General features: G+C 36.3%; 29 protein-coding genes. 4 read left to right on the plus strand and 25 right to left on the minus strand.

What is annotated here, in order from left to right; genetic code table 11:
- Positions 1 to 69 precede the first annotated feature (69 nt).
- The 4 genes from ptsP to glcT form a co-directional block, all read right to left on the minus strand.
- Complete coding sequence (gene ptsP, locus BCER98_RS13890) at positions 70 to 1,782, minus strand: phosphoenolpyruvate--protein phosphotransferase (RefSeq protein WP_012095205.1); 1,713 nt, start codon at positions 1,780 to 1,782, stop codon at positions 70 to 72.
- Positions 1,782 to 2,045, minus strand: a complete 264-nt coding sequence (ptsH, locus tag BCER98_RS13895; RefSeq protein ID WP_000411078.1) for a phosphocarrier protein HPr — start codon at positions 2,043 to 2,045, stop codon at positions 1,782 to 1,784. Before ptsH ends, ptsP begins: the two co-directional genes overlap by 1 nt.
- A gap of 133 nt (positions 2,046 to 2,178) precedes the next feature.
- Positions 2,179 to 4,242 carry a glucose-specific PTS transporter subunit IIBC gene (gene ptsG, locus BCER98_RS13900; RefSeq protein WP_012095206.1) on the minus strand — a complete coding sequence of 688 codons (2,064 nt, stop codon included), beginning with the start codon at positions 4,240 to 4,242 and terminating at the stop codon, positions 2,179 to 2,181.
- Between the two features lie 336 nt (positions 4,243 to 4,578).
- Positions 4,579 to 5,427, minus strand: coding sequence for a glucose PTS transporter transcription antiterminator GlcT (gene glcT, locus BCER98_RS13905; RefSeq protein ID WP_012095207.1), 849 nt, complete (start codon positions 5,425 to 5,427; stop codon positions 4,579 to 4,581).
- A 167-nt stretch (positions 5,428 to 5,594) separates the two neighbouring features.
- Here glcT and BCER98_RS13910 point away from each other — a divergent pair, with 167 nt between their 5' ends.
- Positions 5,595 to 6,413, plus strand: a complete 819-nt coding sequence (locus BCER98_RS13910) for a Cof-type HAD-IIB family hydrolase (protein ID WP_012095208.1) — start codon at positions 5,595 to 5,597, stop codon at positions 6,411 to 6,413.
- A gap of 35 nt (positions 6,414 to 6,448) precedes the next feature.
- On the opposite strand, the gene phnF is transcribed toward BCER98_RS13910, so the two are convergent.
- The 6 genes from phnF to BCER98_RS13940 all read right to left on the minus strand — a co-directional run bounded on the left by phnF (position 6,449) and on the right by BCER98_RS13940 (position 11,924).
- A complete protein-coding gene (gene phnF, locus BCER98_RS13915) occupies positions 6,449 to 7,180 on the minus strand; it encodes a phosphonate metabolism transcriptional regulator PhnF (protein ID WP_081428398.1) in 732 nt (243 codons plus the stop codon).
- Positions 7,110 to 7,898, minus strand: coding sequence for a glucosamine-6-phosphate deaminase (locus tag BCER98_RS13920; protein ID WP_012095210.1), 789 nt, complete (start codon positions 7,896 to 7,898; stop codon positions 7,110 to 7,112). Before BCER98_RS13920 ends, phnF begins: the two co-directional genes overlap by 71 nt.
- Before the next feature lies 1 nt (position 7,899).
- Positions 7,900 to 9,045, minus strand: a complete 1,146-nt coding sequence (gene nagA / locus BCER98_RS13925) for an N-acetylglucosamine-6-phosphate deacetylase (protein ID WP_041810523.1) — start codon at positions 9,043 to 9,045, stop codon at positions 7,900 to 7,902.
- Positions 9,046 to 9,239: 194 nt separating this feature from the next.
- The gene (locus BCER98_RS13930) at positions 9,240 to 10,142 is read right to left on the minus strand and encodes a ComEC/Rec2 family competence protein (RefSeq protein WP_012095212.1); all 903 of its coding nucleotides are present in this window, start codon (positions 10,140 to 10,142) and stop codon (positions 9,240 to 9,242) included.
- Between the two features lie 78 nt (positions 10,143 to 10,220).
- Positions 10,221 to 10,793, minus strand: a complete 573-nt coding sequence (gene scpB / locus BCER98_RS13935; RefSeq protein ID WP_012095213.1) for an SMC-Scp complex subunit ScpB — start codon at positions 10,791 to 10,793, stop codon at positions 10,221 to 10,223.
- 384 nt (positions 10,794 to 11,177) lie between these two features.
- The gene (locus BCER98_RS13940; protein WP_012095214.1) at positions 11,178 to 11,924 is read right to left on the minus strand and encodes a segregation/condensation protein A; all 747 of its coding nucleotides are present in this window, start codon (positions 11,922 to 11,924) and stop codon (positions 11,178 to 11,180) included.
- Between the two features lie 169 nt (positions 11,925 to 12,093).
- On the opposite strand from BCER98_RS13940, the gene BCER98_RS21280 reads away from it, so the two are divergent.
- Positions 12,094 to 12,189 (plus strand): YjcZ family sporulation protein, encoded by a 96-nt coding sequence (locus BCER98_RS21280; RefSeq protein ID WP_081428399.1) that lies wholly within the window; start codon positions 12,094 to 12,096, stop codon positions 12,187 to 12,189.
- A 181-nt stretch (positions 12,190 to 12,370) separates the two neighbouring features.
- Complete coding sequence (locus BCER98_RS13945) at positions 12,371 to 12,889, plus strand: DUF309 domain-containing protein (protein WP_012095215.1); 519 nt, start codon at positions 12,371 to 12,373, stop codon at positions 12,887 to 12,889.
- A 20-nt stretch (positions 12,890 to 12,909) separates the two neighbouring features.
- Here the strand turns inward: BCER98_RS13945 and BCER98_RS13950 are convergent, their stop codons facing one another.
- Positions 12,910 to 13,278 (minus strand): GNAT family N-acetyltransferase, encoded by a 369-nt coding sequence (locus BCER98_RS13950; protein ID WP_012095216.1) that lies wholly within the window; start codon positions 13,276 to 13,278, stop codon positions 12,910 to 12,912.
- 472 nt (positions 13,279 to 13,750) lie between these two features.
- The gene (locus BCER98_RS13955) at positions 13,751 to 14,188 is read right to left on the minus strand and encodes a peptidylprolyl isomerase (protein WP_012095218.1); all 438 of its coding nucleotides are present in this window, start codon (positions 14,186 to 14,188) and stop codon (positions 13,751 to 13,753) included.
- Between the two features lie 187 nt (positions 14,189 to 14,375).
- Here BCER98_RS13955 and BCER98_RS13960 point away from each other — a divergent pair, with 187 nt between their 5' ends.
- Positions 14,376 to 15,242, plus strand: coding sequence for a DUF1002 domain-containing protein (locus BCER98_RS13960; protein WP_012095219.1), 867 nt, complete (start codon positions 14,376 to 14,378; stop codon positions 15,240 to 15,242).
- Positions 15,243 to 15,274: 32 nt separating this feature from the next.
- Here the strand turns inward: BCER98_RS13960 and BCER98_RS13965 are convergent, their stop codons facing one another.
- The 13 genes from BCER98_RS13965 to spoIIAA form a co-directional block, all read right to left on the minus strand.
- Entirely contained in the window at positions 15,275 to 16,060 is a 786-nt protein-coding gene (locus BCER98_RS13965) for a Cof-type HAD-IIB family hydrolase (RefSeq protein WP_012095220.1), read from the minus strand.
- Positions 16,061 to 16,170: 110 nt separating this feature from the next.
- Positions 16,171 to 17,643: a spore germination protein gene (locus tag BCER98_RS13970; protein WP_012095221.1), complete on the minus strand. Its 1,473-nt coding sequence runs from the start codon at positions 17,641 to 17,643 to the stop codon at positions 16,171 to 16,173.
- Positions 17,621 to 18,199, minus strand: a complete 579-nt coding sequence (locus BCER98_RS13975) for a stage V sporulation protein AE (RefSeq protein WP_012095223.1) — start codon at positions 18,197 to 18,199, stop codon at positions 17,621 to 17,623. Before BCER98_RS13975 ends, BCER98_RS13970 begins: the two co-directional genes overlap by 23 nt.
- Before the next feature lie 5 nt (positions 18,200 to 18,204).
- Positions 18,205 to 18,555 carry a stage V sporulation protein AE gene (gene spoVAE, locus BCER98_RS13980; RefSeq protein WP_041810525.1) on the minus strand — a complete coding sequence of 117 codons (351 nt, stop codon included), beginning with the start codon at positions 18,553 to 18,555 and terminating at the stop codon, positions 18,205 to 18,207.
- A gap of 3 nt (positions 18,556 to 18,558) precedes the next feature.
- The gene (gene spoVAD, locus BCER98_RS13985) at positions 18,559 to 19,575 is read right to left on the minus strand and encodes a stage V sporulation protein AD (protein WP_012095225.1); all 1,017 of its coding nucleotides are present in this window, start codon (positions 19,573 to 19,575) and stop codon (positions 18,559 to 18,561) included.
- Positions 19,576 to 19,587: 12 nt separating this feature from the next.
- Positions 19,588 to 20,040 (minus strand): stage V sporulation protein AC, encoded by a 453-nt coding sequence (spoVAC, locus tag BCER98_RS13990; RefSeq protein WP_012095226.1) that lies wholly within the window; start codon positions 20,038 to 20,040, stop codon positions 19,588 to 19,590.
- A gap of 13 nt (positions 20,041 to 20,053) precedes the next feature.
- On the minus strand, positions 20,054 to 20,470 hold the full coding sequence (locus BCER98_RS13995; RefSeq protein ID WP_012095227.1) for a stage V sporulation protein AB: 417 nt from the start codon (positions 20,468 to 20,470) through the stop codon (positions 20,054 to 20,056).
- A complete protein-coding gene (locus tag BCER98_RS14000) occupies positions 20,463 to 21,083 on the minus strand; it encodes a stage V sporulation protein AA (protein ID WP_012095228.1) in 621 nt (206 codons plus the stop codon). Before BCER98_RS14000 ends, BCER98_RS13995 begins: the two co-directional genes overlap by 8 nt.
- Before the next feature lie 113 nt (positions 21,084 to 21,196).
- Positions 21,197 to 21,298, minus strand: a complete 102-nt coding sequence (locus tag BCER98_RS14005) for a methionine/alanine import family NSS transporter small subunit (RefSeq protein ID WP_041809971.1) — start codon at positions 21,296 to 21,298, stop codon at positions 21,197 to 21,199.
- Complete coding sequence (locus BCER98_RS14010; protein WP_012095229.1) at positions 21,298 to 22,824, minus strand: sodium-dependent transporter; 1,527 nt, start codon at positions 22,822 to 22,824, stop codon at positions 21,298 to 21,300. Before BCER98_RS14010 ends, BCER98_RS14005 begins: the two co-directional genes overlap by 1 nt.
- 181 nt (positions 22,825 to 23,005) lie before the next feature.
- On the minus strand, positions 23,006 to 23,764 hold the full coding sequence (gene sigF, locus BCER98_RS14015; protein WP_012095230.1) for an RNA polymerase sporulation sigma factor SigF: 759 nt from the start codon (positions 23,762 to 23,764) through the stop codon (positions 23,006 to 23,008).
- Between the two features lie 12 nt (positions 23,765 to 23,776).
- Positions 23,777 to 24,217, minus strand: coding sequence for an anti-sigma F factor (gene spoIIAB, locus BCER98_RS14020; RefSeq protein WP_012095231.1), 441 nt, complete (start codon positions 24,215 to 24,217; stop codon positions 23,777 to 23,779).
- A complete protein-coding gene (gene spoIIAA, locus BCER98_RS14025) occupies positions 24,218 to 24,568 on the minus strand; it encodes an anti-sigma F factor antagonist (protein ID WP_012095232.1) in 351 nt (116 codons plus the stop codon).
- Between the last annotated feature and the right edge of the window lie 62 nt (positions 24,569 to 24,630).

The raw sequence follows: 24,630 nt of genomic DNA on the forward strand, positions 1-24,630 counted from the left end.
AATCTCTTGTCTACTTTATGTACAAAAAAAGCCCTGAGACCGATTTCATTGGCCTCAGGTTTTTTGTACTTAAATACTTTTTACTAATTCAACAACTTCTTCAGCCGTTGACATCATTAATGCTTTTTGTGCTAACTCTTCCATTTCTGCTTTTGACAATTTGCTTAATTGTGTTCTTGCAGGAAGGATAGATGTTGCACTCATACTAAATTCATCTAATCCTAAACCTAATAATAGCGGGATTGCAAGTGAATCTCCTGCCATCTCACCACACATACCAGCCCATTTTCCTTCTTTATGAGCAGCATCGATTACCATTTTTACAAGACGTAAAATAGCTGGATTATATGGTTGATACAAGTAAGATACACGTTCATTCATGCGATCCGCAGCCATTGTGTATTGAATTAAATCATTAGTTCCGATTGAGAAGAAATCAACTTCTTTAGCAAATTGATCTGCTAATACTGCCGAAGCTGGTATTTCTACCATCATACCTACTTCAATAGAATCAGAAACTGTTGTACCAGCTTTAACAAGCTTTTCTTTCTCTTCTAATAAGATTGCTTTCGCTTGACGGAATTCAGCAAGAGTTGCAATCATTGGGAACATAATTTTTAAGTTACCGTATACGCTAGCACGAAGTAATGCACGAAGCTGTGTGCGGAACACATCTTGCTCTTCAAGGCATAAACGAATTGCACGGTATCCTAAAAATGGGTTCATTTCTTTTGGTAAATGTAAGTATGGAAGCTCTTTATCTCCACCAATGTCAAGTGTACGAACAACGACTGGTTGACCTTCTTTTACTCCTTCCAGAACAGCTTTATATGCTTCGAACTGTTCTTCCTCTGTCGGAAGGTTGTCACGGCCCATATATAAGAATTCTGTGCGGTATAAACCAACGCCTTCTCCACCGTTGTCAATGATACCTTGTACATCATTTGGCGTACCGATGTTTGCAACAAGTTCAACATGATGTCCATCGCTTGTCACAGTAGCTTGATTTTTTAATTTCGCCCATTCAGCTTTTTGCTCTTCAAATTTTATTTTCTTTTCTTCAAAAGTACGAAGAGTTTCTTCAGATGGGTTTACAATGACTTCTCCATCTAATCCATCGATGATTACGATATCGCCATTTTGAATTTTCTCCATAGCTACTTTCGTACCAACAACAGCTGGAATTTCCATAGAGCGAGCCATAATTGCAGAGTGAGATGTACGTCCACCGATATCAGTTGTAAAGCCTTTTGCATATGCGCGATTTAATTGTGCCGTATCAGATGGTGTTAAATCTTCAGCAATAATAATCACTTCTTCGGAAATTGTGCTTGGATTTGAGAAGTTAACTCCTAGTAAGTGTGCAAGAACACGTTTCGTTACATCACGAATGTCAGCTGCACGTTCTTTCATATATTCATTATCCATGTTTTCAAACATCGTAATAAACATCGTTGCAACTTCATCCATTGCGAATTCAGCATTTACTTTTTCATTTTTCACTTTATCCTTTACTGGGTTTACCAACTCCGGATCATTCAATACTAGTAAATGCGCTTCAAAGATAGCCGCTTTATCTGCACCTAACTCAGCGAAAGCGTGGTCTTTGATTGCTTCTAATTCAGATTTCGCCTTCTCTAACGCAGCTTCTAAGCGTGTAATTTCTGCAGCTTCATCCGTAATCGTTTTCTTTTCAATGTTAAATTCAGGATTCTCAAGTCTGAAAGCCTTCGCAATAGCAATCCCACTTGATGCAGCAATCCCTTGAATATGAAGAGTCATTATTCTCCTAATCCTTCGTTTTTCATTGTTTCTTCGATAGCTGCTAGTGCTTGAGCTGCATCATCACCATTTGCAGTGATTTTAATTTCCGCGCCTTGTTGAATGCCTAAAGACATAACGCCCATGATTGATTTTAAGTTAACATTTTTTCCGTTGTATTCTAAGTTAATGTCAGCACCGAATTTACTTGCTGTATTTACAAGTAGAGTTGCTGGACGAGCATGAATTCCTGAGTCACTAGTTACTTTAAAAATTTTTTCCATAGTTATTTATCTCCTTTAAATACATTATTTTTAGTTGTATAGACGTGAGTACTACATTATCTATTTTATATAATAGGTGATGTTCGGTCAACCACATCACCTACTATAATTATAAACATTTTGCGTCAATTTCTTACTGAATGTCAATAATAGCGGCTTCGCCTTTCTTGACAGTTCCTTCTTTTTTCAATATCACTTGTTGTCCTTGCTGTAAATTTGTAAAAACAACTGGTGTAATCGTAGACGGTGCATTTTCTTTTACAAATGCTAAATCTACTTTTAATAAAGGTTGTCCTTGCTTCACTTTATCACCTTGTGCAACAAGAGCTTCAAAGCCTTCACCATTTAATTTTACAGTATCAATACCAAAGTGAATTAAAATTTCTTTTCCGCCTTCAGATTGAATACCAATTGCATGTTTTGTTGGGAATACATTGACGATTTCACCATCTACTGGGGATACGACTACTCCTTCTGTTGGTTCAATCGCAAAGCCATCTCCCATCATTTTACCTGAGAACACTTGATCAGGTACTTCTGTAATCGGTAAAATTTTACCTTCCATTGGAGATACAAGCGTTTCATTTGTATCAGACTTTTGTACAACTTCTTCTACCTTTGCAGGCTCTTCTTTCTCTACGTGAGGTGTACGGCCGGACATAATATCATGAATTTGTGATTTTAACGTATCAGACTTCGGTCCAAAGATTGCTTGAATATTATTTCCTACTTCAAGTACTCCAGCTGCTCCAAGCTCTTTTAGACGATCTTTATTTACATTTTTTTGATCGTTAACTTGAACACGTAAACGTGTAATACAAGCATCTAAAGAAGCAATATTTTCCTTACCGCCAAGCGCTGTTAATACTTCACGTGGAAGTTCTCCTGCTTCTGTTTTTCCTGCACCGTTCGTATCTGTTGTTACTTCGCGGCCAGGTGTTTTTAAATTCCATTTACGGATTGCAAAACGGAAGCCGAAGTAGTAAATTACTGCAAGTGCAAGACCGACAATAATTACCCACCACCATGGTGTACGTCCTGGTAGCACGCCAAATAGTAAGAAGTCAATTAAACCACCAGAGAATGTCATACCAATTTTAACACCTAAAATGTGCATTGTCATGAATGATAGACCTGCAAAAACTGCATGGATTCCAAACAGTACTGGTGCTACGAATAGGAATGAGAATTCAAGCGGTTCTGTAATACCTGTTAAGAATGATGTTAACGCAGCAGAACCTAAAATACCAGCTGCTAATTTTTTATTTTCTGGACGAGCTTCATGATACATTGCTAATGCTGCTGCTGGAAGACCAAACATCATGAATGGATACTTACCAGTTGTAAATGTACCTGCTGTTAATTCTACACCATCTTTTAACTGTGCCATAAAGATTTTTTGATCACCGCGTACAAGCTCTCCTGCCGCATTTGTGTATTGACCAAATTCAAACCAAAACGGTGAATAGAAAATATGATGTAATCCAAATGGAATTAATGATCGCTCAATTAATCCGAAAATAAATGCTGCTAACGTTTTATTCGCATCAATCATTTGATGTGAGAATGTATTTAAAACAGTTTGAATATATGGCCATACAAAGCACATTAAAATTCCTAAAATTAATGAAAATGTTGCAGTTGCAATTGGTACAAAACGCTTACCTGCAAAGAAACCTAAGTATGGTGGCAATTCAATATTGAAATATTTATTGTAGCAATAAGCTGCTAATATACCAACGATAATACCGCCAAACACCCCTGTTTGCAGTGTTGGAATCCCTAATACATTTGCATACGCAGGATCTGCGAAACCAATTTTAACTGGATCCGTCCCTGTACTTGTTACTTTCACGAACTTGTCTACTTCTAAGAACACACTCATCGTTTTGTTCATAATTAAGTAGCCGACGAATGCTGCTAATCCAGCTACCCCGTCTCCACCTGCAAGACCAATTGCTACCCCAACTGCAAATAATAGCGCAAGGTTAGCAAATATAATGTCGCCAGATTGTTCCATGATTTTTGCAACCATGACAAACCAATCTGCCTTTAAAGCAGGAATTAGATTTGTTAACTGTTCATTTTGAAATGCGTTACCAAATCCAAGTAAAATCCCTGCCGCCGGTAAAATCGCTACTGGAAGCATAAGCGCTTTTCCGACTTTTTGAAGAACACCAAAGATCTTCTTAAACATGGAAAACCTTCCTCTCTTATCTATATTGTACTTTTCGACAAACGCCAAAAAGGCATGAGGAAAAAAGACAGAACGATAACTATACAAAAGGTAGTATATCCCTTTCTTTAGCTTACATTCCTTACTTTTTTCTACTCATGCCTGATCGAATCAGTAACACGTGTCAAAAATAAGTTTACGTATAATTTCATTATTATTAAAGCAAAGATTTTTACTACTCGCTTTAATTTGTTTGTCGAATTTTGTATAACTTTGCAGAACCTATTATACAAAACAATTGTAAGCGATTCAATCTTTTTTTTCAACGTTTTCATTTTAGACAAAATTATATACTTGTTAGACGCGTTCTGCCTTTACTAATCGTTGCAAGTGCATCGTTAAATATATACTTTCTGCTTCATATACAGGGAGTTGCAATTCCTTTTGCATGACTTTAACAAGTTTCCATGCTAGATTATAGTAAACTGGATATTCAGCCTTTAATAAATCGGCAAACCCTTGTGCTTCTTCTACTTTTTCCCCTTTTTTTACCCGTTCAATTGCATATTGTAAATGACGAATTAGACGTAAATAATGAATGCTTTCTGGATCTAATGTAAGGTGTAAATTTGTCTCAATTAAAGTTACCAATTGGACAATAAGACGGGAATTTTGATTTACAGAAGCTAACTCAGAGTTTGTAAGCGAGCTATAAATATGAAGTGCAATAAACCCTATTTCTCCTTCTGGCAATGTAATTTGCAAACGAGAATTCAGCATTTGCACGACACCTGCGGCAATTTCATATTCTTTTGGATACAGCATTTTCGTTTCTACTAAAAAAGGATTATCGATTGTCAAACCTTGTTTTAGCCTTTTCAGCGCAAAAGAGATATGATCCGTTAGAGCAATATGAATATGTTCATTTAATGGTGCTTGTGCTTTTTCTTGAATAAAAAGCATAATATCATTCATTAGTGCAATGAACTGTTCACTTACATGCGGTACTAAAAGTTTATATTGTTCACGATCATGTTCATTTTTTAAAATAAACATTTTTTCAATTTGTTGCTGCTCGAGCACATCTTTTGCTTTTTTTCCAAATCCAATCCCTTTACCAATCACTACTACTTCCTTATGTTCAGGATGGTTAGCGATGATAACATTATTATTTAAAACTTTTTTTATCTCTAGACAATTATTCATATAACACCACCCTCGTCCTTAAATAGCCTGCCTTTATGTTACAGAACATCCTTCTTTTTCGTCAATGAAAACATCTACTGTACGCGAAAAAGTCGTTTTTTAGACATGTTTGCACAAGATGCGTATAATGGTAAGAGCAACCGTACGTAGAAAGGAGTACGACTACAATGATTAAAATGTTTGTAAGTGATATTGACGGTACGATGATGCAGCATGGAGGCTTGATTGATAAAGAAGATATTGCGGCACTTCGCAGCCTCGCAGAGCACAATATAATTCTTTGTTTTGCTTCTGGTCGACTAGATAATGAAATTGCTGATTTAATGAAAGAAGTTGGCACTCATTTCCACCGTATCAGTGTAAATGGTGTCTTTGTATATACACACGAAAATAAGCAATTATTATCTGCCACATTTGATTCTGAAATTTTACCTGATCTGTTATCTATGACAAATGAAGAACCTTATTTTCGTTATGTAAGTGATGAGCATAATTATTACATTGAAGAAAAAACACCTTTTATCCATGAACTTGAAAAACAAGTTACAATGACTTCCATTGAAGAACCTAATTTATTAAAAAAAATTGATGACACGATTTTTCCAAATAAAATTTCTGTGGGTGGTACAAAAGAAGATTTACAAATTCTTCAAAAGAAAATTAACGAAACATTTAAAAACAAAGTTAGCACGTTTATCTCTGCTGAACAATGCTTAGATGTTATGCCTCCAAATATCAGTAAAGGTTCAGCAATTTCCGTTTTATCAGAAGAATTCCAAATCACCCCTGAAGAAATCGCTTGTATTGGTGACTCTTACAATGATATCCCTATGTTTCACCTTACACCTCACAGTTTTGCCATGTCACAAGCTGATGAAGAAGTGAAAAAGCATGCTAAACATGTTGTTCCTTCTGTAAAAGATGCTGTAAAACATGTTTTACACTATAATGCTACACAACATAAAAATACGACTCGTTCCAAGTAGGGACGAGTCGTATTTTTATATTGCACAAAGTAAAATTACTTATTTCGTGAAATATTCGTAATAAACTTATAACGATCACCACGATAAATGCATTTTACGTACTCTAATGGTAATTCTCCTTCTGCATATGACCATTGTCTCATTACAAGCACAGGTGCTTTTTTAGGTATGTGCAGATGTTCAGCTTCATCATCTGTTGCAATTGAAGCTTCAATTGTTTGCGTAGCACGAACAAGTTTAAAGCCTAATTTTTTCTCTAAATGTTCGTATAAAGATTGTTGCAAAATTTCTTCGTTAATATCTTTTACAAGAGTTGGCGACAAATATGTTGTCTCAAAAGCAATCGGTTCATCATCAGCTAAGCGAATACGCCTCACTTCATAAATCGACTCTCCCTCTTGTATTCTAAGTCGCTCTGCTATTTTAGCAGTAGCAGGAACTAGCTGAAAACTTAATAATTGACTGCTCGGTTTCATTCCACGGGATAACATATCTTCAGTAAATCCCGTCATCCCTTGCAGTTTTTGCTCCACTTTTGGAAGTTGAACAAACGTTCCAATTCCACGTTTTCGATATAAATATCCTTGTTCCACTAAGTTATTAATTGCCTGTCTAATTGTCATACGACTTACTTCAAACTTATCACAAAGTTCATTTTCAGATGGAATTTTATCTCCCGGCTTCCATTCACCGTCCTCAATTAGCTGTTTCACCCACTCTTGAATCTGATAATAGATCGGAAATGGTGAATACTTGTCGATGTTCATCAGCAATCGCCTCACTGCATAAAGATAGAGCTTCTTGATCAGCGATTACGGTTACATTCGGATGACGTTGCAGAACTGTAGCAGGACACGCTTCGCTATACTCTCCTTGCAATAATTCTTTAACTGCTTCCGCCTTTTTCGGTCCCATAGCAACAAGTAGAATTTGCTTTGCTTTCATGATGCTTCCAATTCCCATCGTAATTGCATGCGTTGGTACATCTTCTTCTTTTTCAAAAAAGCGGCGGTTCGCTTGGCGTGTAGACTCTGTTAATTCTACAATATGAGTTCGAGAATGAAATGGCGTTCCTGGCTCATTAAATCCGATATGACCGTTTTCACCGATTCCAAGAATCTGTAAGTCAACTGGGTTAGCTGCTAGAATGCCTTCATAACGATTGCACTCTTCCTCTAAATCGTTTGCCATCCCGTTCGGTACATAAGTTGCTTTAAATGGAAGATGATCAAACAGCTGTTCTTTCATAAAATAATGATAGCTGTTTTTATCTTCATGTGGTAAGTTTACGTACTCATCTAAGTTTACAGTGGTTACATGGCTTGTATCAAGTTTATTTTTTCTTATTTCTGCATAAATTCCAAGTGGAGAGCTTCCTGTAGCCATTCCTAAAGTTGGATTTCCCTTTGATTTTACAACATTTTCGATTAATTTATAACCTGCTTCGGCTAATTTTTCTTGAGATTCTACAACAAGAATATTCATCTTATTCCTTCCCTTTCTTCATATGAATTCCTAAACGAACTGTATCATATACATGTAAATCTTCATTCATTACAACGAAGTCTGCATCTTTTCCTACTGCTAATGCACCTTTATTTATTAATCCAAACTCTTCTGCTTGGTTCACTGATGTCATCAGTACCGCGTCTTCAATTGAACATCCTGTAAATTGAATTACATTGCGAAACGCTTGGTCCATTTTCAAAATACTACCTGCTAACGTGCCATCTTCTAATCGAGCACTTCCGTCTTTTACATGCACTGGTTGCCCACCAAGCTCGTACAATCCATCTTCTAGACCTTTTGCACGCATTGCATCCGTAATAACGCTAATTTTTTTAGGGCCTTTTAATTTATATGCTAATTTCACCATATCAGGGTGAATATGAATACCATCTGTAATTATTTCAACCATTATCTCTGGATTTAATAACACATGACCAACTACTCCTGGCTCACGGTGATGTAAACCGCGCATTTGATTATATAAATGAGTTGCATGTGTAATTTTTCTATTTTTTAATTGCTCATCGATTGCATCAGTATGCCCTATCGTACCAACAACACCTGTTTCAGCTAAATACTCTTCAAATTCAATTGCACCTTCTTCTTCTGGTGCATATGTTACCAATTTAATTAAATTCCCACTCGCCTCTTGCCACTTTTTAAATTGCTCAATATTCGCTGGGACAATATGTTCAAGCGGTTGTGCTCCTGCACGTTTTTTAGAAACGTACGGTCCTTCTAAATGAATATATTCAAAATGCGCTCCTTTTTCTTTCGCTTCTTTTGCAGCGCGTAACGCACGTTCAATCGCTTCTGGAGCTTGTGTCATTGTTGTTGGGAAGTAAGTTGTAACACCTTCTTTTAACATTTCTTGACCAAGGGTTACTAAACCATCGCTATTTGCATCCATCGCATCAATATCGTATCCACCATGAATATGAACATCGATCATACCTGGAATGATAATCTTTCCTTCTGCATCAAAAACAACTTCATCTTCTTGTGGTACATATTGAGCCATCAAACCAATTTCTGTAATTGTTTTTACATAACGAATAAATCCACTTTCTATTACTTCTTGACCGGTATAAATTTTGGCGTTGATGACAACTTGCGTTTTCATTTCCATCGACCCTTTCCCATAAAATACCTACTTGTTATAATTATCTATTTGCCTAACTCCATCTTAATATACACACGAGTAGTTGTCTATACATTTAAGTGAAATTTCCTTTTCTATTGTTAAAAAAGGAAATTACTCTTTATTTTCATTATAATATATCTTATTCTTTTTTCCAAAAAGGAAATTGCTCTTTGTTACTTTAATAATGGGAGTGGAGCATTGGACCACATTTTAATATGCTCTCCATCCGTTTCAATCTCCACTGTTCTTTTATTTGTCCCATACATCATCACACCATGCCGTTTTAATCTTTTGACTACACTTTGATGCGGATGACCATATGGATTCTTACTCCCATAAGAAAGAATAGCAAATTGAGGATTTACCCTTTTTAAAAAGGCTTCGCCTGTTGATGTATAGGAGCCATGATGTCCTACTTTTAACACATCTGCATGGACATCATATCGCTTTACTATTTTATTTTCCGTCCGTATATCTGCATCCCCCATTAATAAAAAATCCGCTTTCCCATAACGAACCTTTAATACAATTGAAGATTCATTATTCTCATCTTTTGATTTTCCATTATTCAACACTTGAATGGACACATGAGGATCTAACGGGAGATATTGCCCTTGTTTAACACGAACAAATGGAATTCCTCTCTTTTTAATATGATTTCTATACGTATGATATGTAAGAGAACTATACGTTTTTCCACTATCTAATACAAGTGCTACAGGCATTTGTTCTATAATTGGAATTAGCCCACCTATATGATCCATATCCGGATGAGTTCCTACTATAACATCTAAATGATTAATTCCTTTTTCAAGTAACTTTTGAATAAGGACTTCTCCTGCTTCATAAGGTCCTCCATCAATTAATACCGTTTGACCATTTGGCAATGTAATCAATGTTGCATCCCCTTGCCCAACTTTAAAAAAACTTACTTTCATTTTCCCAAGATGCGGACGTTGCATAGAAAAAAAGGATGCCGCATGAATAGACATCATATATCGTTTCGCCGATGTGCTGTTTAATGAAAAACATAATAAAACAGAAACTAGCAAAAGAATACTCCGTACCCCTTTCATAACTTGCCTCCTTTTTTCATTTAGTATGACACGCTATGTATTTCATATACAAAAAAAGCTTAGCGAAGTGCTAAGCTTTCATTTTGATAATTCTTGCAACGAATCGAAGAATAAATCAGCTTCATTCATTTGTTCATTTTCTTCTGAAAGAGCAGGTAAGTCATCTAACGTTTGTAATCCAAATGTATCTAAAAACTCTTTGGTTGTCCCATATAAAATCGGGCGTCCTGGTCCTTCCGCGCGCCCAACCTCTTTGATAAGAAGATGTGAAACTAATGTTTGTAATGCTCTCTCTGTTTTCACACCACGAATTTCTTCCATTTCCATTCTCGTAATCGGCTGACGATAAGCAACAATGGCTAGCGTCTCAAGCGCTGCTTGTGATAACGAAGCAGCTGTTGGCGTGTCCATTAACTTTTGATAGTAAGGTGCATGTTCTTTCTTAGTAGCAAGGCGATATGCTTTCGCAAATTGTACAATTTGCAATCCACGCCCTTCACCTTCCCATTTCTCTTGCATTTCTTCAACGATTTTAATAACATCTTCCTCTTCAATCTCAAGTACTTTTGCTATTTGTTCTGGGTATATTCCTTCATCACCCGCGACAAAAAGAAGCCCTTCAGTAATTGCCATCTGTTCTTTTCTTTCCAACGTACAATCTCCTTCCTCAAATTATTTCATCCGAAATCCCCATAAAAAAACCGAATCACAGTTAAGTGCTTCCGGTTTGGTCTTTCTTTTTATTGTTTCACACTTTACTTAACAACGATTTTAGTATAGCGAAACTTGAATCAATGTTTGTTCTTTATCCCTACTAATTAAAAGTCTACCCCTCCCCAACCTTTTTACTTCCGCGAAATCGTGGGGCAGGAGTTTTCTTTCCCTAAAATAGCGAGATAAAGTGACACTTAAATCAGCGGTCTCCCACTGATTATGAGCTCTTACCTATCTTCCTTGCTTCCCTCTGAATCTTAAGATGGAAGTCTTACTGCTATCACTTGTCTTATCTTCTTCATTTGTTCTCACGCTCAAATTTTATTTTGAATTATGATTTGCACACGACAAAAAGATTTCATCAAAGTTTTGTTCTTGCTCAATAACAATTTGTTGATGTTTCATAAGCTCTAATATGGCTAAAAATGTTACAACCATCACTTCACGCTCTTCATCAGCAAATAAATCGTAAAAACTTTGACGACCACCTAGCGTTTCTAACTTTTGTAAAATATCGGTCATACGCTGTTCAATCGGTATTTCTTGACGAGTAATCCGCGCTGTTACAGGACGCTTGGATTTTTTGCGACGCATCATTTTTTGAAACGCAGCTAACATATCATATAGCGTAACATCAAGAGGCAGATTCGCCGCCTCTTCTTGCTGAAACGATGTAAAATCAATCGGTGGACGTGTATATAGCTGCGCTCTTTCTTGCTCTCTTTCTTTTAACTCTGCAGCCACCTGCTTATATTTTTTATATTCAATTAATCGCTCCATCAATTCTTGACGAGGATCATCTATAAAGTCCTCTCCACTATCATGTACATCTTCTTCTTGTTTCGGTAACAACATTTTACTTTTAATTTGTAATAGCGTTGCCGCCATCACTAAATACTCACTCGCTACATCTAATTGTAATTCTTTCATCGTATGAATATAAGATAAATACTGTTCTGTAATTTCTGCCACAGGAATATTATATATATCGATTTCATAACGATGAATTAAATGTAATAATAAATCTAAAGGCCCTTCAAATGACTCTACTTTAAAATTATATTGCACAAAGCATCCCACCACATTTTTTCTATAACAACATAAGTATAGAGCATACTTATGTTCTATCCAACCTTTTTAAGAAATTTAATGAAAAATAGATATTTGCCCATGCAAAGACGCCCACCCCTTCATATGATAACAATGTAGTTAGAACAATGTAGGAGGTACAAAAACTATGGGCAATGTTGATTGCGGTTTTAACAGTGGGTTCGCTTTACTTGTTGTCTTATTCATTCTACTGATTATTGTGGGAGCAGCTTGCTTCTGCTAATGTAGAGTGCAAGAAACGGCTAGGGAATAATGACCCTAGCCGTTTCTTATTTATTCCGCTATTAATAATAGGACGATCTGTAACTGTCTAATCGGCGACAATGAGGATGAAAAATCACTGATGGAAATTTCAGCGATATGATAAACTATATTACATAAAAACACGGACAGGAGCGAACGAAATGTATCCGAAAGCATACATACAATTTCTCATCCATTTTCATGGAGACTACGATTATTTTGAATGTCATGAAGTTTTAGAAGAGTATTGGAAATTAAAACCACGAGGTAAGCGTGATCATCATTGGGTTGGTCTTATTCAAATTGCAGTTTCTTTATACCATCAACGACGCTTAAATTGGAACGGGGCAGCCAAAATGATAAAACGTGCCATTGCCATCTTAGAAAAAGAACGTGAACCTATACATGCCTTAGGACTACATCATCAACAACTTTTAACCTTACTAAAAAAACAATTGCAATCTATCCAGAAAAAAGCAGATTTTCAACCGTTATTTTTACCTTTTTTAGATCCTACACTAGAAAACAGATGTATGGACTTATGCACTAAAAGCGGGCTTTCTTGGAAAAATACTCATCTAGCACCTAGTGAATATATCATTCATAAACATACATTACGCAATAGAGAACCTGTAATTGCAGAGCGACATGAACAATTAAAAAAAAGAAAGCAGAGATAACAAAAATTGTATCTCTGCTTTTATGAATGTATATTCTGCTCTACATTTTTACATTTCTCACAAAAGCTTGCTGTTTGTTCATTCCCACAAATCGTATAATCAGCAAACTTCTCTTGTAATTCTTTTACCATTTCTGTTCCAATTCCCATTTGTCGATGAGATGGATTCACACTAAGATGCTGAATTTCTAACAAATGCTCTTCCTTTTCTACAACCCCAATAATTCCAACAAAATCCTCATTTTGTTTCCATAAATACAATTGCCAATCGTCCTTTGTTTCATACTCTTTCATTGTCAACTGTAATGTTTTTACATCTTTTTCATTCGGCATAAAAGAAAGAAGTCCCATTGCAATCTTTTCATAACTTTTTTTAAAACGAATTAACATAAACCTTATCCCTTCTTACAAAAGTTATAAACCTTTCGTCCCCTCAATCGCTCTTTTTACATCACATCTATTCTACAATATTTTTCCTATAGTGAGAAGGGCTATCAGCAGAACTCAATTCCCCTAACAAAAGGAAACTAAAAACTTTATTTTATACCATCATACCACTACACATCAATACTACTCTATATCCCCGCTATATTCTATGTCCATTTGTAAAAGTCGTTCCTTATATGACACTGATACGCTCTACTTATCATGTACTGCGTCGCACTCATCAATTCCTTTTCTTCAAGTAAAAAACTTTCCTTACGGTCGATTTTCCTGTCCAAGCACAAACGACTGTATCATTTCATACGGAAATTTTCAATCTTGAATATCATCTTTTTAGATTTACACTTTCAATAATAAAGCAAAAAAAAGGCTGTCTCCAAAAGGTCGCTGTTCACGACCTTTTGGCACAGCCTCTCACTTATTCTTCCCAAACTTTAACTTCTTTCATTACATCGCCTTGACGCATATTAAGTACCGTTTCCATACCGCTTGTTACTTTACCAAATACAGTATGAACGCCATCTAAATGTGGTTGTGGCTCATGAACGATAAAGAACTGGCTACCACCTGTATTACGGCCAGCGTGTGCCATAGAAAGCGATCCTACAACGTGACGGTGAGGATTACCATCTGTTTCACATGGAATTGTATAACCTGGGCCGCCTGCACCTGTTCCTGTTGGATCTCCACCCTGACTTACAAACCCAGGGATAACGCGGTGGAATGTAACACCATCGTAAAATCCTTGCATCGCTAGTTTTTTAAAGTTTTCAACTGTTGTTGGTGCTTCTTCTGGAAAAAACTCTAGTTCAATTTTCTCCCCATTTTCCATTAATATGTATCCTAAAGTTTTCATACGTATATATCTCCTTTCAAGTATCTCAGCACTATATTACCATATTCACGACCAGAAACAAAAAGAATCCGACAATATAGATACATCTTTCTTCAATTAAAGAAGAAGAAAGATGACAAATCAGAAAAATATACTATAATAACTGTGTTGCCCGTAAATTTCAGAAAAAGAAAGGGAGCGATTGTTCGTGAAAACGAAATTAGTAGCTCTGCTATTAGCTGTTATGGTCTTTATGATTCCAACAGCTTCATTTGCAGATGTAATTGAGGGAGAATCTATCGTTACATTAGGAGAAAATTTATCTGAACAACAAAAACAAGATCTTTTAAAAGAAATGAAAGCACCAAAAGATGCACAAATTATTACTGTATCTAATGCGGAAGAACATAAATTTCTAGAGGGAATTGTTCCAAAAGCCCAAATTGGTACACGGGCCATTTCCTCTTCCATGATTACGTATACAAAGCCAGGATCAGGTATCATTGTACGTGCAAAAAACATTAATTGGGTAACAGATGCAATGTATACAAATGCACTGATCACAGCAGGTGTAAAAGATGCCGAAATTCAAATTACTGCACCATTTAAAGTATCAGGAACTGCTGCATTGACAGGGCTGATGAAAGCTTACGAAACAACTTCAAAAAAAGAAATTCCAGAAGAAGTGAAAAAGGTAGCAAATGAAGAAATGGTACAAACAGCAAAACTTGGTGACAAAATCGGCGATGACAAAGCAGTTCAACTTGTTGCAAAAGTAAAAGAAGAAATTGCAAAAGAACAGCCAAAGACAACCGAAGACTTACGTTCATTAATTAAAAAAATTGCTGATCAACTTGGTATTACACTAACTGATGAACAATTAGATAGTTTAGTTTCATTATTTGATAAAATGAAAAACTTAAATATTGATTGGAATCAAGTTGGTAGCCAATTAAATAAAGCAAAAGATCATGTATCAGCTTTCTTAGGATCTGAAGAAGGACAAAGCTTTCTAGATAAAGTAAAAGACTTTTTCTCTAGTATCATCGATTTTATAAAATCATTATTTAAATAATAAGAAGCTCGTCAAATGACGAGCTTCTTCTCTTATGCAAGCAATGGTAATTTCATAATAGCTTCTTCTACTGAACGTACAATATAACTCGCTTTCTCTTTCACATACGGATGGGCATGATGAAGTGTGAATGAATGTGGCGTTACGGCGAACATCGAAATATCGTTAAAGGAGTCTCCGATACAAGCAACTTCATTCTCTTCAATCCCTAAATGATTGATTAAACGTTTCAAAGCATTCCCTTTACTGACTCCTGTCGGCATAATATCAACATAACACTTTCCAGAAATCACAACTTCAGCAACCTTATGAAATTTCTCTCTCAGCTCTCGGTCTAACCTTTCAATCTTTTTTTCTTCTCCATATATAAATAATTTTGCTGGATAAACTGTTTTACCAAATTCATCCTCAAGCGTCTCAATTTCAGTAATCTGGACTCCCATATCCTTCTCAAAATTGTGATGATGTTCATTTTTCTTTTTTGTATATCTGTTCTCTTTTGCACAGACAATATCAGCTAGTTGTTTTTCATGAATATATTGATATATTTCCTGGACAACTTTATTATCAAATTTTGATTCATGAAATATTTGTCCATCTGGTAACAACATGATAGCACCATTGAGACCGGTTATGTAATATGGAAATTCAAAGCTACCTACTACCTCGTGAATTCGATGTGTAAAACGACCTGAAGCAAAACAAATATTTGTTCCTTTATCCGCTAACCACTGAATCGCTTTTTTATCCGCTTCGTGCATATGGCTCACATTATAAACGAGTGTATCATCTAAATCACTTACAAATAATTTAATCATGCCTCTTCCCCTTTCATACACAATATCTACTCTAAGTGTACGAAAAAAATGTTGACTTTTTGTTAAAAAACAATAAATTTATCATGAAAAATAAGCAGAGAATTCTCTGCTTATTTTTGCCTGCGTATATTTTGTGGTCGGACTATACTTGGACGCACTTTTAAACTTGACATCGTTGGTCGAAGTAAAATTTTGGTTAATGCTCCCCAATCAAATGGTAAAAATGGCCATAAATATGGTGTTTGTAAACTTTTTATAGATGTTAAAAATAAAATTAATATTGTCATCCCAATGACAAACCCCATTTCATGAAATAAGCCCGTTAAAATGATGACAAATAACTTTCCAATTTTATTGCCAAGCCCTAATTCATAACTCGGTGTCGCATATGAGCCAATCATTGAGATTGCTACATATAAAATAACCTCTGGAACAAATAATCCAACATCAATTGCGATTTGCCCAATTAAAATTGCTGAAATTAAGCCGGCAGCAGATGATAACGGGGTCGGAGTATGAATGGCTGCCATTCTTAAAAATTCAAGCCCAATCTCTGCCAATAACACTTGTAATAAAATAGGTAAATGTGTCATTTTGTTCGGCCCAATGAACGCAAGTTTCTCTGGTAACAATGTTGGATCAAATACAAATACTAACCAAAATGGTAATAAAAATAAGGAAAATAGCACACCTAAGAATCGTACCCAGCGTAAAAATGTACCTACTGCTGGATTTTGCCTAAATTCTTCCGCATGTTGTAAATGATGAAAGTATGTTGTAGGTGTAATCATAACACTTGGCGATGTATCCGTAATCACTAATACATGACCTTCCAACAAATGATTGGCTGCTACGTCCGGTCTTTCTGTATATCGAATAAGCGGAAAGGGATTATAGCTTTGTTTGACCACAAATTCTTCAATTGTTTTGTCTGCCATTGTAATACCATCTACTTCAATATTGCTTAACTCTTGTTTTATAATTTTTACTAAATCTGGATTAGCAACATCTTGAACATATGTAATACAAATATCTGTTTGCGACCTATCTCCTACGCGAATAATTTCATTTCTAAGGCGTGGATCACGAATTCTCCTACGAATTAATGCTGTATTCACAACAATATTTTCAACAAATCCATCCCTAGCCCCGCGCACCACCTTTTCCGTATCCGGTTCTGTCGGAGTTCGTCCTGGATAACTGCGAACATCTATTACAAAAGCCTCTGTTTCACCTTCTACAAAAATAACAACAAGGCCGGATAATACTTGAACCATTACCTCATCCATCGTCTTGACCTTACTTACTTGTTGATGAATCAGGCGATTTTCTAAAAGTGTAACAGTATTTTCATCTGCATTTCTTATTTCATTTGTATCTACTGCTTCTTCTAGAATAGGGATAATGTAGTTTGTATCACACAATCCATTTACAAATAATACTCCAATTTCTTTATCGAGAATATGAAATTTACGAATTCCAACATCGAATGTTACGCCTAATCCAGCTGTTTGTTTTAAATAATTTTCATTATCACTTATGAACGAAGAAATTGGGATTTTAATTGCCTTCTCTTTCGTCATAAAAACCACTCCTTTCTAAAATGAATTGAATTGCCTTTTTCGTAATGGGAGCACCTCGCTTCCATTCATCATTTCCACACATTTTTCCGATATCTCCAATTCCAATAATGACCGGAACATTCAATTCATCTAAGCAATAAATTGTATCGCCGCTAATCCTGCCAATCTCTCCATCAGGAAGACCAAATTTATCAACGCCATACTCCGTCAATCTTCCCTCTCGATCTATGCTGACATCTACACGCGCCCATTCCCAATTATGGGTATTGGATGCCACAGCTAAAATTCCAAGAACGTCAATTTGTTTATGAGTCGCCACATATTTTAACGCCTTCTCCCCCGAACCTTCTCCAATAAATCCACTATCATCAAACATGACGAATACAGGGTCATATGGCGTTTGCATAATTAGCTCAACAATCTTTTTTCCCGTCAAGCTCGTTGGATTACTTTGCGATGCCGAAATGCACCTTCCGCCAAATTCCTTCGCTAACATCTCAATTGCTCGCTTTGCATATTCATCTCCATCTGTTACCAAAATAACCCTTCTTCTCATTTGATTTATCCTTTCGGTTTACATATAAGTGCAGTTAAAAAAGAAAACAATATTGCCGCTGAAATTCCTGCAGATATTAAGCGAAACATCCCAATTCCTATTCCTAGATAGCCATATGTTTCAGCAGTTTCCATTGCTCCATGTAATAAAGAATGTCCAAAACTTGTAATCGGAACGATTGCTCCAGCTCCTGCAAACTTTATCAATTTATCGTAAAGATCAAAACTGTCTAAAACAGCTCCTGCCACTACAAAAGTTGCCATTACATGTGCGGATGTTAGCTTTGCAAAATCCAATAAAAGCTGACCTACTACACAAATAACCCCGCCAACAAGAAATGCATATATAAAGTCCACCATTCACCCCCCTTTTACTCTTTCAAATACTACTCCATGTGCAATCGCTGGAATTGTTTCTTTTTGTTGAATCATCATTGGATTGAGTAAAGCTCCTGTTGCAATAACAAAAATCCGTTGCAAATTTCCTTTTTTCATTTCTTCCAATAAATATCCATAAGTCACAACTGCCGAACAAGCACATCCACTCCCACCTGCAAAGACTTCTTCTTGTTTTGCATCATAAATCATTAATCCGCAATCATTATATATATTTCCTAAATCATAACCTTCTTCTAATAACATTTGTTTTGCAATCGGTGCTCCTACACCCGATAAATCACCTGTGACAATTAAATCATAGTCCGCAGCACTTCTTCCTAAATCCTCAAAATGTTGTTGAATGGTATCAACCGCTGCCGGGGCCATAGCGGATCCCATATCAAAAGGATTTGCTATCCCTAAATCTTGTACTCTTCCAATCGTTGCAGCTGTTATTTTAATGTCGCTCTCTTCGGTACTAATCATAATGGAGCCAGCACCGGTAACAGTTGAAGTCGCTGTACTCGGCCGTTGTCCACCATACTCTGTCGGATAGCGGAATTGCCTTTCAGCAGTAGCGTTATGACTACTAACCGTCGCAAGTATACGCTTTGCAAATCCCCCATCAATAAAGGCTGATCCAATCGCTAACGTTTCCATCGATGTTGCACATGCACTAAACATTCCTAAAAAAGGAATTCCCATATCACGAGCGACATAATTAGCTGTCACCATTTGATTTAATAAATCCCCCGCTAAAAAAAAATCGATTTGGGAATTCATTATATTTCCTTTTTGCACCACTTTCTCAATAGAATTCTTCATCAATTTTCTTTCAGCAAGTTCCCAATTTTGTTCCCCGCAATGTAAGTCGTCATATGAAACATCAAAATATTTTCCAAGAGGACCCTTAGCTTCTTTAGGACCGACAGCTGTACCTGTTGCATTCACAAATATTTGATTTTGGAATACCCATGTTTGTTTCCCTGTCAATCTCATTTCTATCCTCCTTTAAGATATCCAAACTTTAAGTGAGTACCGAATCAAGCCAACAATATAAGCTCCTACAACGCCAAAAACAATTACACTTCCTGCTAATCGAAACATATTGGTAGCAATACCAAGGACAACTCCCTCACTGCGATGTTCCATTGCAGCACTAACCATAGAATTTGCAAACCCTGTTACAGGAACTAAAGATCCCGCACCGCTAAATTGCCCTATTTTGTCGTATATTCCAAAACCAGTTAAAATGGAAGATAATAACATTAATATTACAATGGTTATATTCCCAGCATTCTGTTCACTCAAGTGAAAATAATGTATATACATTTTCATCAAGACTTCCCCTACTGTACAAATGACTCCTCCTACAAGAAATGCCTTTACGCAATTCATCATATAGTTCGGCTTCGGATGATAATCTTTCACTTTATTTTTGTAATCGTTTTTCAACTTTTTCACTTTCTCTCACCTCCTACTTCACAAAATAAATCCAATGAAACAATGATCCGACTACTTTTCCGAGTACTAACGCTATAAGTAACAGTACGATTTTTTCATCTATTCTGATTCGCTTAGCCAGTATAGGCAAAACATTTAATACTTCTGTTAATGCCGCTGCCAACATCCCGATAAAAGTTCCGCAAAATATCCCTAATACAATAAGCCAATACTGAGATATTTGAAATGTAATATTCCTTAAACTGCACCAAGCACCTACTAACGTTCCACCAATAACCGCCCATTCAAAAACTTGAATATACTTCCAACTTTTTGTTAATTGCACTAAACGTGGAATTACACCAAGCACTGCTAAAAATGCCACATACCCCCCACCAACTGCAAGGCCACCAGCCAGCCCTATCATAATTACGAAAGCATATTCAATCATCTGAAATTTCTTTTTTACTTTCTTGATTTTCATGAACTACAACATATTGATCGAGAGACTGTTGATACTGGAACATTTCAACTTCTAATGGACTTGGTTCTTCATTAATTCTCTTTTGAAATACATGATTGAAAAATAAAATCATCCCTAATCCAAGCCCTATCGAATATGGAATTTGAAATAAAAGCGGTTGGTTATTTCTCTCTCCCGTAACCATGTAATATAAGCGGCTATGCACTTGCTGCATGCTAACATCTTCATGAAAATAAATAATTGCAAGCGCCGCTCCTACAAATAGCAAAATCCAAACAAGCCCGAAAAAAATAGGATTCACCTTCTTTTTTCCATATACAATTTCAACAAGTGTTTGTCCAGGACCAAGTAAATTAATCTGTACTTGCTCTAATTTTTTCTGGATAATATCGATTACCTTCATCGCATCAATAACAACATGTGTTTTATCACGAGTTGTTATTTTATAGACAATCTCATTTCCTATCTTGCTTATTACATTAGGGTCCCCAACAATTTGAGCAATATCATGTATCTTCAATTCATACGAAGGAGACACTTGCAGGCGATTTCGCATTTTGAGATAAACTGTTTGTTCCACCTCGATTCACCTCTTTACTATCCTCGTAGTTGTAGTATGGTTTCTGAAAAATTTTCTAATACAATTTTTTTCAGAAAAAAACATCTGCACCAAAACGGTACAGATGTTTTTGCTCACACCTTCTTGTTCTTAAAAAGGTTTGCGATACTTAATGCTAATCCGCCCCAAATCACTACAATTCCAATCACCATCATCATGATTGCTGATGCACTCATTACGAAACACCCCGATCTTTCCATTCTTTTTCAAGCTTGGCAGAATCTAAATGTATTTGCGCACTCCATTTTTTAATGCTAATCATGAATGCTACAATAATAAATGCCGCCGCCAAAGACCATCCATATGTCACAACAAACTGCGTCGGATAATCTCCGTAGTTCTTTTGAATATTTTGTATCGTGCCATCTATGAGCATGTATCCTAACATAAGTGGTGTAATAACAAGCAAACTTACCTTCCAAAATGCACCTAACTTAATATCTGATACAAAATTGGCATGATTTTGATACACCGGTAAGCGACGCAGAATTAGTCCTACTGTCGTAACTTCTGCTAAAGCAATTAAAATTAATCCAAAGTTATTTGCAAAGTAATCTACAAGATCCAAGAACATGAGCCCACCACGCGTTGCAAATACAAGCGAAACCAATACGAGAAGCGCACCCATAATTCCAATTGTTTTTTTCCGGCTTAAATTAAATTTTTCAGATACAGCTGCAAAACATACTTCCGCTAGTGAAATAAGCGACGTAATACCAGCTACCGTTAAAGAAAGAAAAAATAGCACACCAAAAAATGGTGACATCGGCAATTGATTAATAATTTGTGGAAATACAACAAATGCAAGCCCTACACCAGCACTAGCTACCTTATCAATCGATACCCCCATATTGTTTGCCATAAAACCAAGGGCAGCAAATACACCAATACCTGCTAACAATTCAAACCCTGAATTTGCAAATCCCGTTATAAAAGCATTATTTGTTGTATCAGAATTTTTCGGCAAATAACTAGAGTATGTGATCATAATTCCAAACGCTAGCGATAAACTAAAGAAGATTTGTCCATATGCAGCAAGCCATACTTTCCCATCCAAAATCCGGTTCCAATCTGGCTTAAAAAAAGCATCAAGCCCTTGCATGGCCCCTTCCATCGTCACAGCACGAACAACAATAATTAAAAACATACATACAAGTAAAGGAATGAAAATCCGATTGACAACTTCAATTCCTTTCTTAACGCCTTTAAACGCTACACCGAGTACGATAATCCAAACGAGTGCCAATGGAACTAACACTTCGGGAACAAGACCGCCAAATTGACCTGGTTTATCAGCAACATGCAAATATTCCTTAAACAAAAAAGCTTCCGTATCCTTTCCCCACGCTCCACTTATAGAGAAGTATGTATAGGAAAGCGACCATGCAATAATAACAGCATAATAGGTTGAAACAATAAAAGTAACCGCCATCTGCCACCAACCGATAAACTCTGCACGAGGATGAATGCGAAAAAATGTAAGTGGTGATGACCCACGATGCCGATGACCAAGGGCAAATTCAAAAGCCAACAATGAAATACCTGTTGTTAATAATGCAAATAAGTACGGTAAAAAAAAGGCTCCTCCTCCATTTTCATAAGCTGTATATGGAAAGCGCCATATATTCCCTAATCCAACAGCTGAACCAATTGCCGCAAATATAAAACCCGCTCTTGAGCCCCATTGTTGCCTTGATTCCATGTTTTTCTTCCCCCTTTATGACAAGTTTATACTAGGATTATATTTTAAATTTACTAAATTATCAATAAATTCTGTAAACTTTTTATAAATCCGATTTATATAACTCGTTCCTTTCCCTCTACATGAGCTTAGTGCGGGAGTCTCACTACCTTGAAATAACAGAAAGAAATCGGATAGATACCTACTCATCTATCCGATCTTTCATCTGCTTCAATATTTTCTTTTCCAACCTCGAAACTTGCACTTGTGAAATTCCAATTCTCTCTGCTACTTCCGATTGAGTTTGATCTTTATAATAGCGCAAATATACAATTAAGCGTTCTCGCTCATCTAGTTCTCTTATTGCTTCTTTTAAAGCAATCTTATCAAACCATTTCGTTTCCGCTTGATCCGCAATTTGATCCAAAATCGTGATTGGATCACCATCATTTTCATATACAGTTTCATGTATAGAAGATGGCGTACGACTTGCCTCTTGCGCCAGAACAACTTCTTCCGGTGTTAGTTCAAGCGCCTCTGCAACTTCATTAATGGTTGGTGCCCTTCCGTATTCTTTCGAAAGCTCATCTTTCATCTTTCGAATCTTATTACCCGTTTCTTTTAACGATCGGCTCACTTTTACTGAACCGTCATCACGTAAAAAACGTTGAATTTCACCAATAATCATTGGAACTGCGTAAGTTGAAAACTTCACATCAAAAGATAAATCAAATTTGTCTACTGATTTCAAGAGGCCAATACAGCCAATTTGAAATAAGTCGTCGGGTTCATATCCTCGATTGAGAAAACGTTGTACAACTGACCATACAAGGCGCATATTACTTTGAACAATCGTATCTCTCGCCCCTTGATCTCCATCTTGACTTTTTTGAATTAACGCTTTTAACTCGTGGTCCTTTAACTGAGGATTCTTCTTCTCATTTCTGACCTCTATGTCCATAGGCAATTCTCCTTAATTGCATAGAGCGTTACTATTTGATAAATATTTTGTCAAATGGATTGTTGTCCCGAAAGATTCGTTTGAAATAATTTCTACTTCATCCATAAAATTTTCCATGATAGTAAATCCCATTCCGGAACGCTCTAATTCAGGTTTCGTTGTAAAAAGGGGCTGCCGCGCTTCATCGAGATTAAAAATACCAACCCCTTCATCTCGAATCGTAAGTTTCACCATGGCTTCTTCCAAAATAACAGAAATGTAAACAATCCCTTCTGGATTCCCTTCATATCCATGGATAATGGCATTTGTGACCGCCTCAGATACGACTGTTTTAATTTCTGTTAATTCTTCCATTGTTGGATCTAGTTGTGCAATAAAAGCAGCCACTGTAACGCGAGCAAACGACTCATTTTGACTTAATGCTGAAAATTGAAGGTTCATTTCATTTCTCATCTACGCCACCCCCAATGTCGCAAGCGCATGCGCTTCACTTTCTTCTAAACGAACGATTTTAAATAAACCTGACATTTCAAATAAACGTTTGACAGAAGGTGAAATTGCACAAACAACCATTTCCCCTCCTAAACTTTTTACATGTTTATATCTCCCTAATATAACGCCCAATCCAGAACTATCCATAAATGATAATTCTTCTAAGTTCAATACAATATGATGGACGTTATGTGTTTCAATCTTATCGGTTACTCTCGCTCGCAACTCTTCAGCAGTATGATGGTCTAACTCGCCTGCTAATCTAACACATAAAACGTCACGCTTTACTTCTAAATGCACGGAAAGACTCACACAATTTCCTCCTTATGCTCAAACTTTACTCATTTACATAAGATTTTCGTGAATAGAAATAA

The organism is Bacillus cytotoxicus NVH 391-98 (assembly GCF_000017425.1).
Classification (GTDB): domain Bacteria; phylum Bacillota; class Bacilli; order Bacillales; family Bacillaceae_G; genus Bacillus_A; species Bacillus_A cytotoxicus.

Excerpts from the sequence above, each read along its gene's own strand:
- ptsP (WP_012095205.1), bottom strand. The coding sequence starts at position 1,782 with ATGACTCTTCATATTCAAGGGATTGCTGCATCAAGTGGGATTGCTATT.
- ptsH (WP_000411078.1), bottom strand. The coding sequence starts at position 2,045 with ATGGAAAAAATTTTTAAAGTAACTAGTGACTCAGGAATTCATGCTCGT.
- ptsG (WP_012095206.1), bottom strand. The coding sequence starts at position 4,242 with ATGTTTAAGAAGATCTTTGGTGTTCTTCAAAAAGTCGGAAAAGCGCTT.
- glcT (WP_012095207.1), bottom strand. The coding sequence starts at position 5,427 with ATGAATAATTGTCTAGAGATAAAAAAAGTTTTAAATAATAATGTTATC.
- BCER98_RS13910 (WP_012095208.1), top strand. The coding sequence starts at position 5,595 with ATGATTAAAATGTTTGTAAGTGATATTGACGGTACGATGATGCAGCAT.
- phnF (WP_081428398.1), bottom strand. The coding sequence starts at position 7,180 with ATGAACATCGACAAGTATTCACCATTTCCGATCTATTATCAGATTCAA.
- BCER98_RS13920 (WP_012095210.1), bottom strand. The coding sequence starts at position 7,898 with ATGAATATTCTTGTTGTAGAATCTCAAGAAAAATTAGCCGAAGCAGGT.
- nagA (WP_041810523.1), bottom strand. The coding sequence starts at position 9,045 with ATGAAAACGCAAGTTGTCATCAACGCCAAAATTTATACCGGTCAAGAA.
- BCER98_RS13930 (WP_012095212.1), bottom strand. The coding sequence starts at position 10,142 with ATGAAAGGGGTACGGAGTATTCTTTTGCTAGTTTCTGTTTTATTATGT.
- BCER98_RS21280 (WP_081428399.1), top strand. The coding sequence starts at position 12,094 with ATGGGCAATGTTGATTGCGGTTTTAACAGTGGGTTCGCTTTACTTGTT.
- BCER98_RS13945 (WP_012095215.1), top strand. The coding sequence starts at position 12,371 with ATGTATCCGAAAGCATACATACAATTTCTCATCCATTTTCATGGAGAC.
- BCER98_RS13950 (WP_012095216.1), bottom strand. The coding sequence starts at position 13,278 with ATGTTAATTCGTTTTAAAAAAAGTTATGAAAAGATTGCAATGGGACTT.
- BCER98_RS13955 (WP_012095218.1), bottom strand. The coding sequence starts at position 14,188 with ATGAAAACTTTAGGATACATATTAATGGAAAATGGGGAGAAAATTGAA.
- BCER98_RS13965 (WP_012095220.1), bottom strand. The coding sequence starts at position 16,060 with ATGATTAAATTATTTGTAAGTGATTTAGATGATACACTCGTTTATAAT.
- BCER98_RS13970 (WP_012095221.1), bottom strand. The coding sequence starts at position 17,643 with ATGACGAAAGAGAAGGCAATTAAAATCCCAATTTCTTCGTTCATAAGT.
- BCER98_RS13975 (WP_012095223.1), bottom strand. The coding sequence starts at position 18,199 with ATGAGAAGAAGGGTTATTTTGGTAACAGATGGAGATGAATATGCAAAG.
- spoVAD (WP_012095225.1), bottom strand. The coding sequence starts at position 19,575 with ATGAGATTGACAGGGAAACAAACATGGGTATTCCAAAATCAAATATTT.
- BCER98_RS13995 (WP_012095227.1), bottom strand. The coding sequence starts at position 20,470 with ATGATTGAATATGCTTTCGTAATTATGATAGGGCTGGCTGGTGGCCTT.
- BCER98_RS14005 (WP_041809971.1), bottom strand. The coding sequence starts at position 21,298 with ATGAGTGCATCAGCAATCATGATGATGGTGATTGGAATTGTAGTGATT.
- BCER98_RS14010 (WP_012095229.1), bottom strand. The coding sequence starts at position 22,824 with ATGGAATCAAGGCAACAATGGGGCTCAAGAGCGGGTTTTATATTTGCG.
- sigF (WP_012095230.1), bottom strand. The coding sequence starts at position 23,764 with ATGGACATAGAGGTCAGAAATGAGAAGAAGAATCCTCAGTTAAAGGAC.
- spoIIAB (WP_012095231.1), bottom strand. The coding sequence starts at position 24,217 with ATGAGAAATGAAATGAACCTTCAATTTTCAGCATTAAGTCAAAATGAG.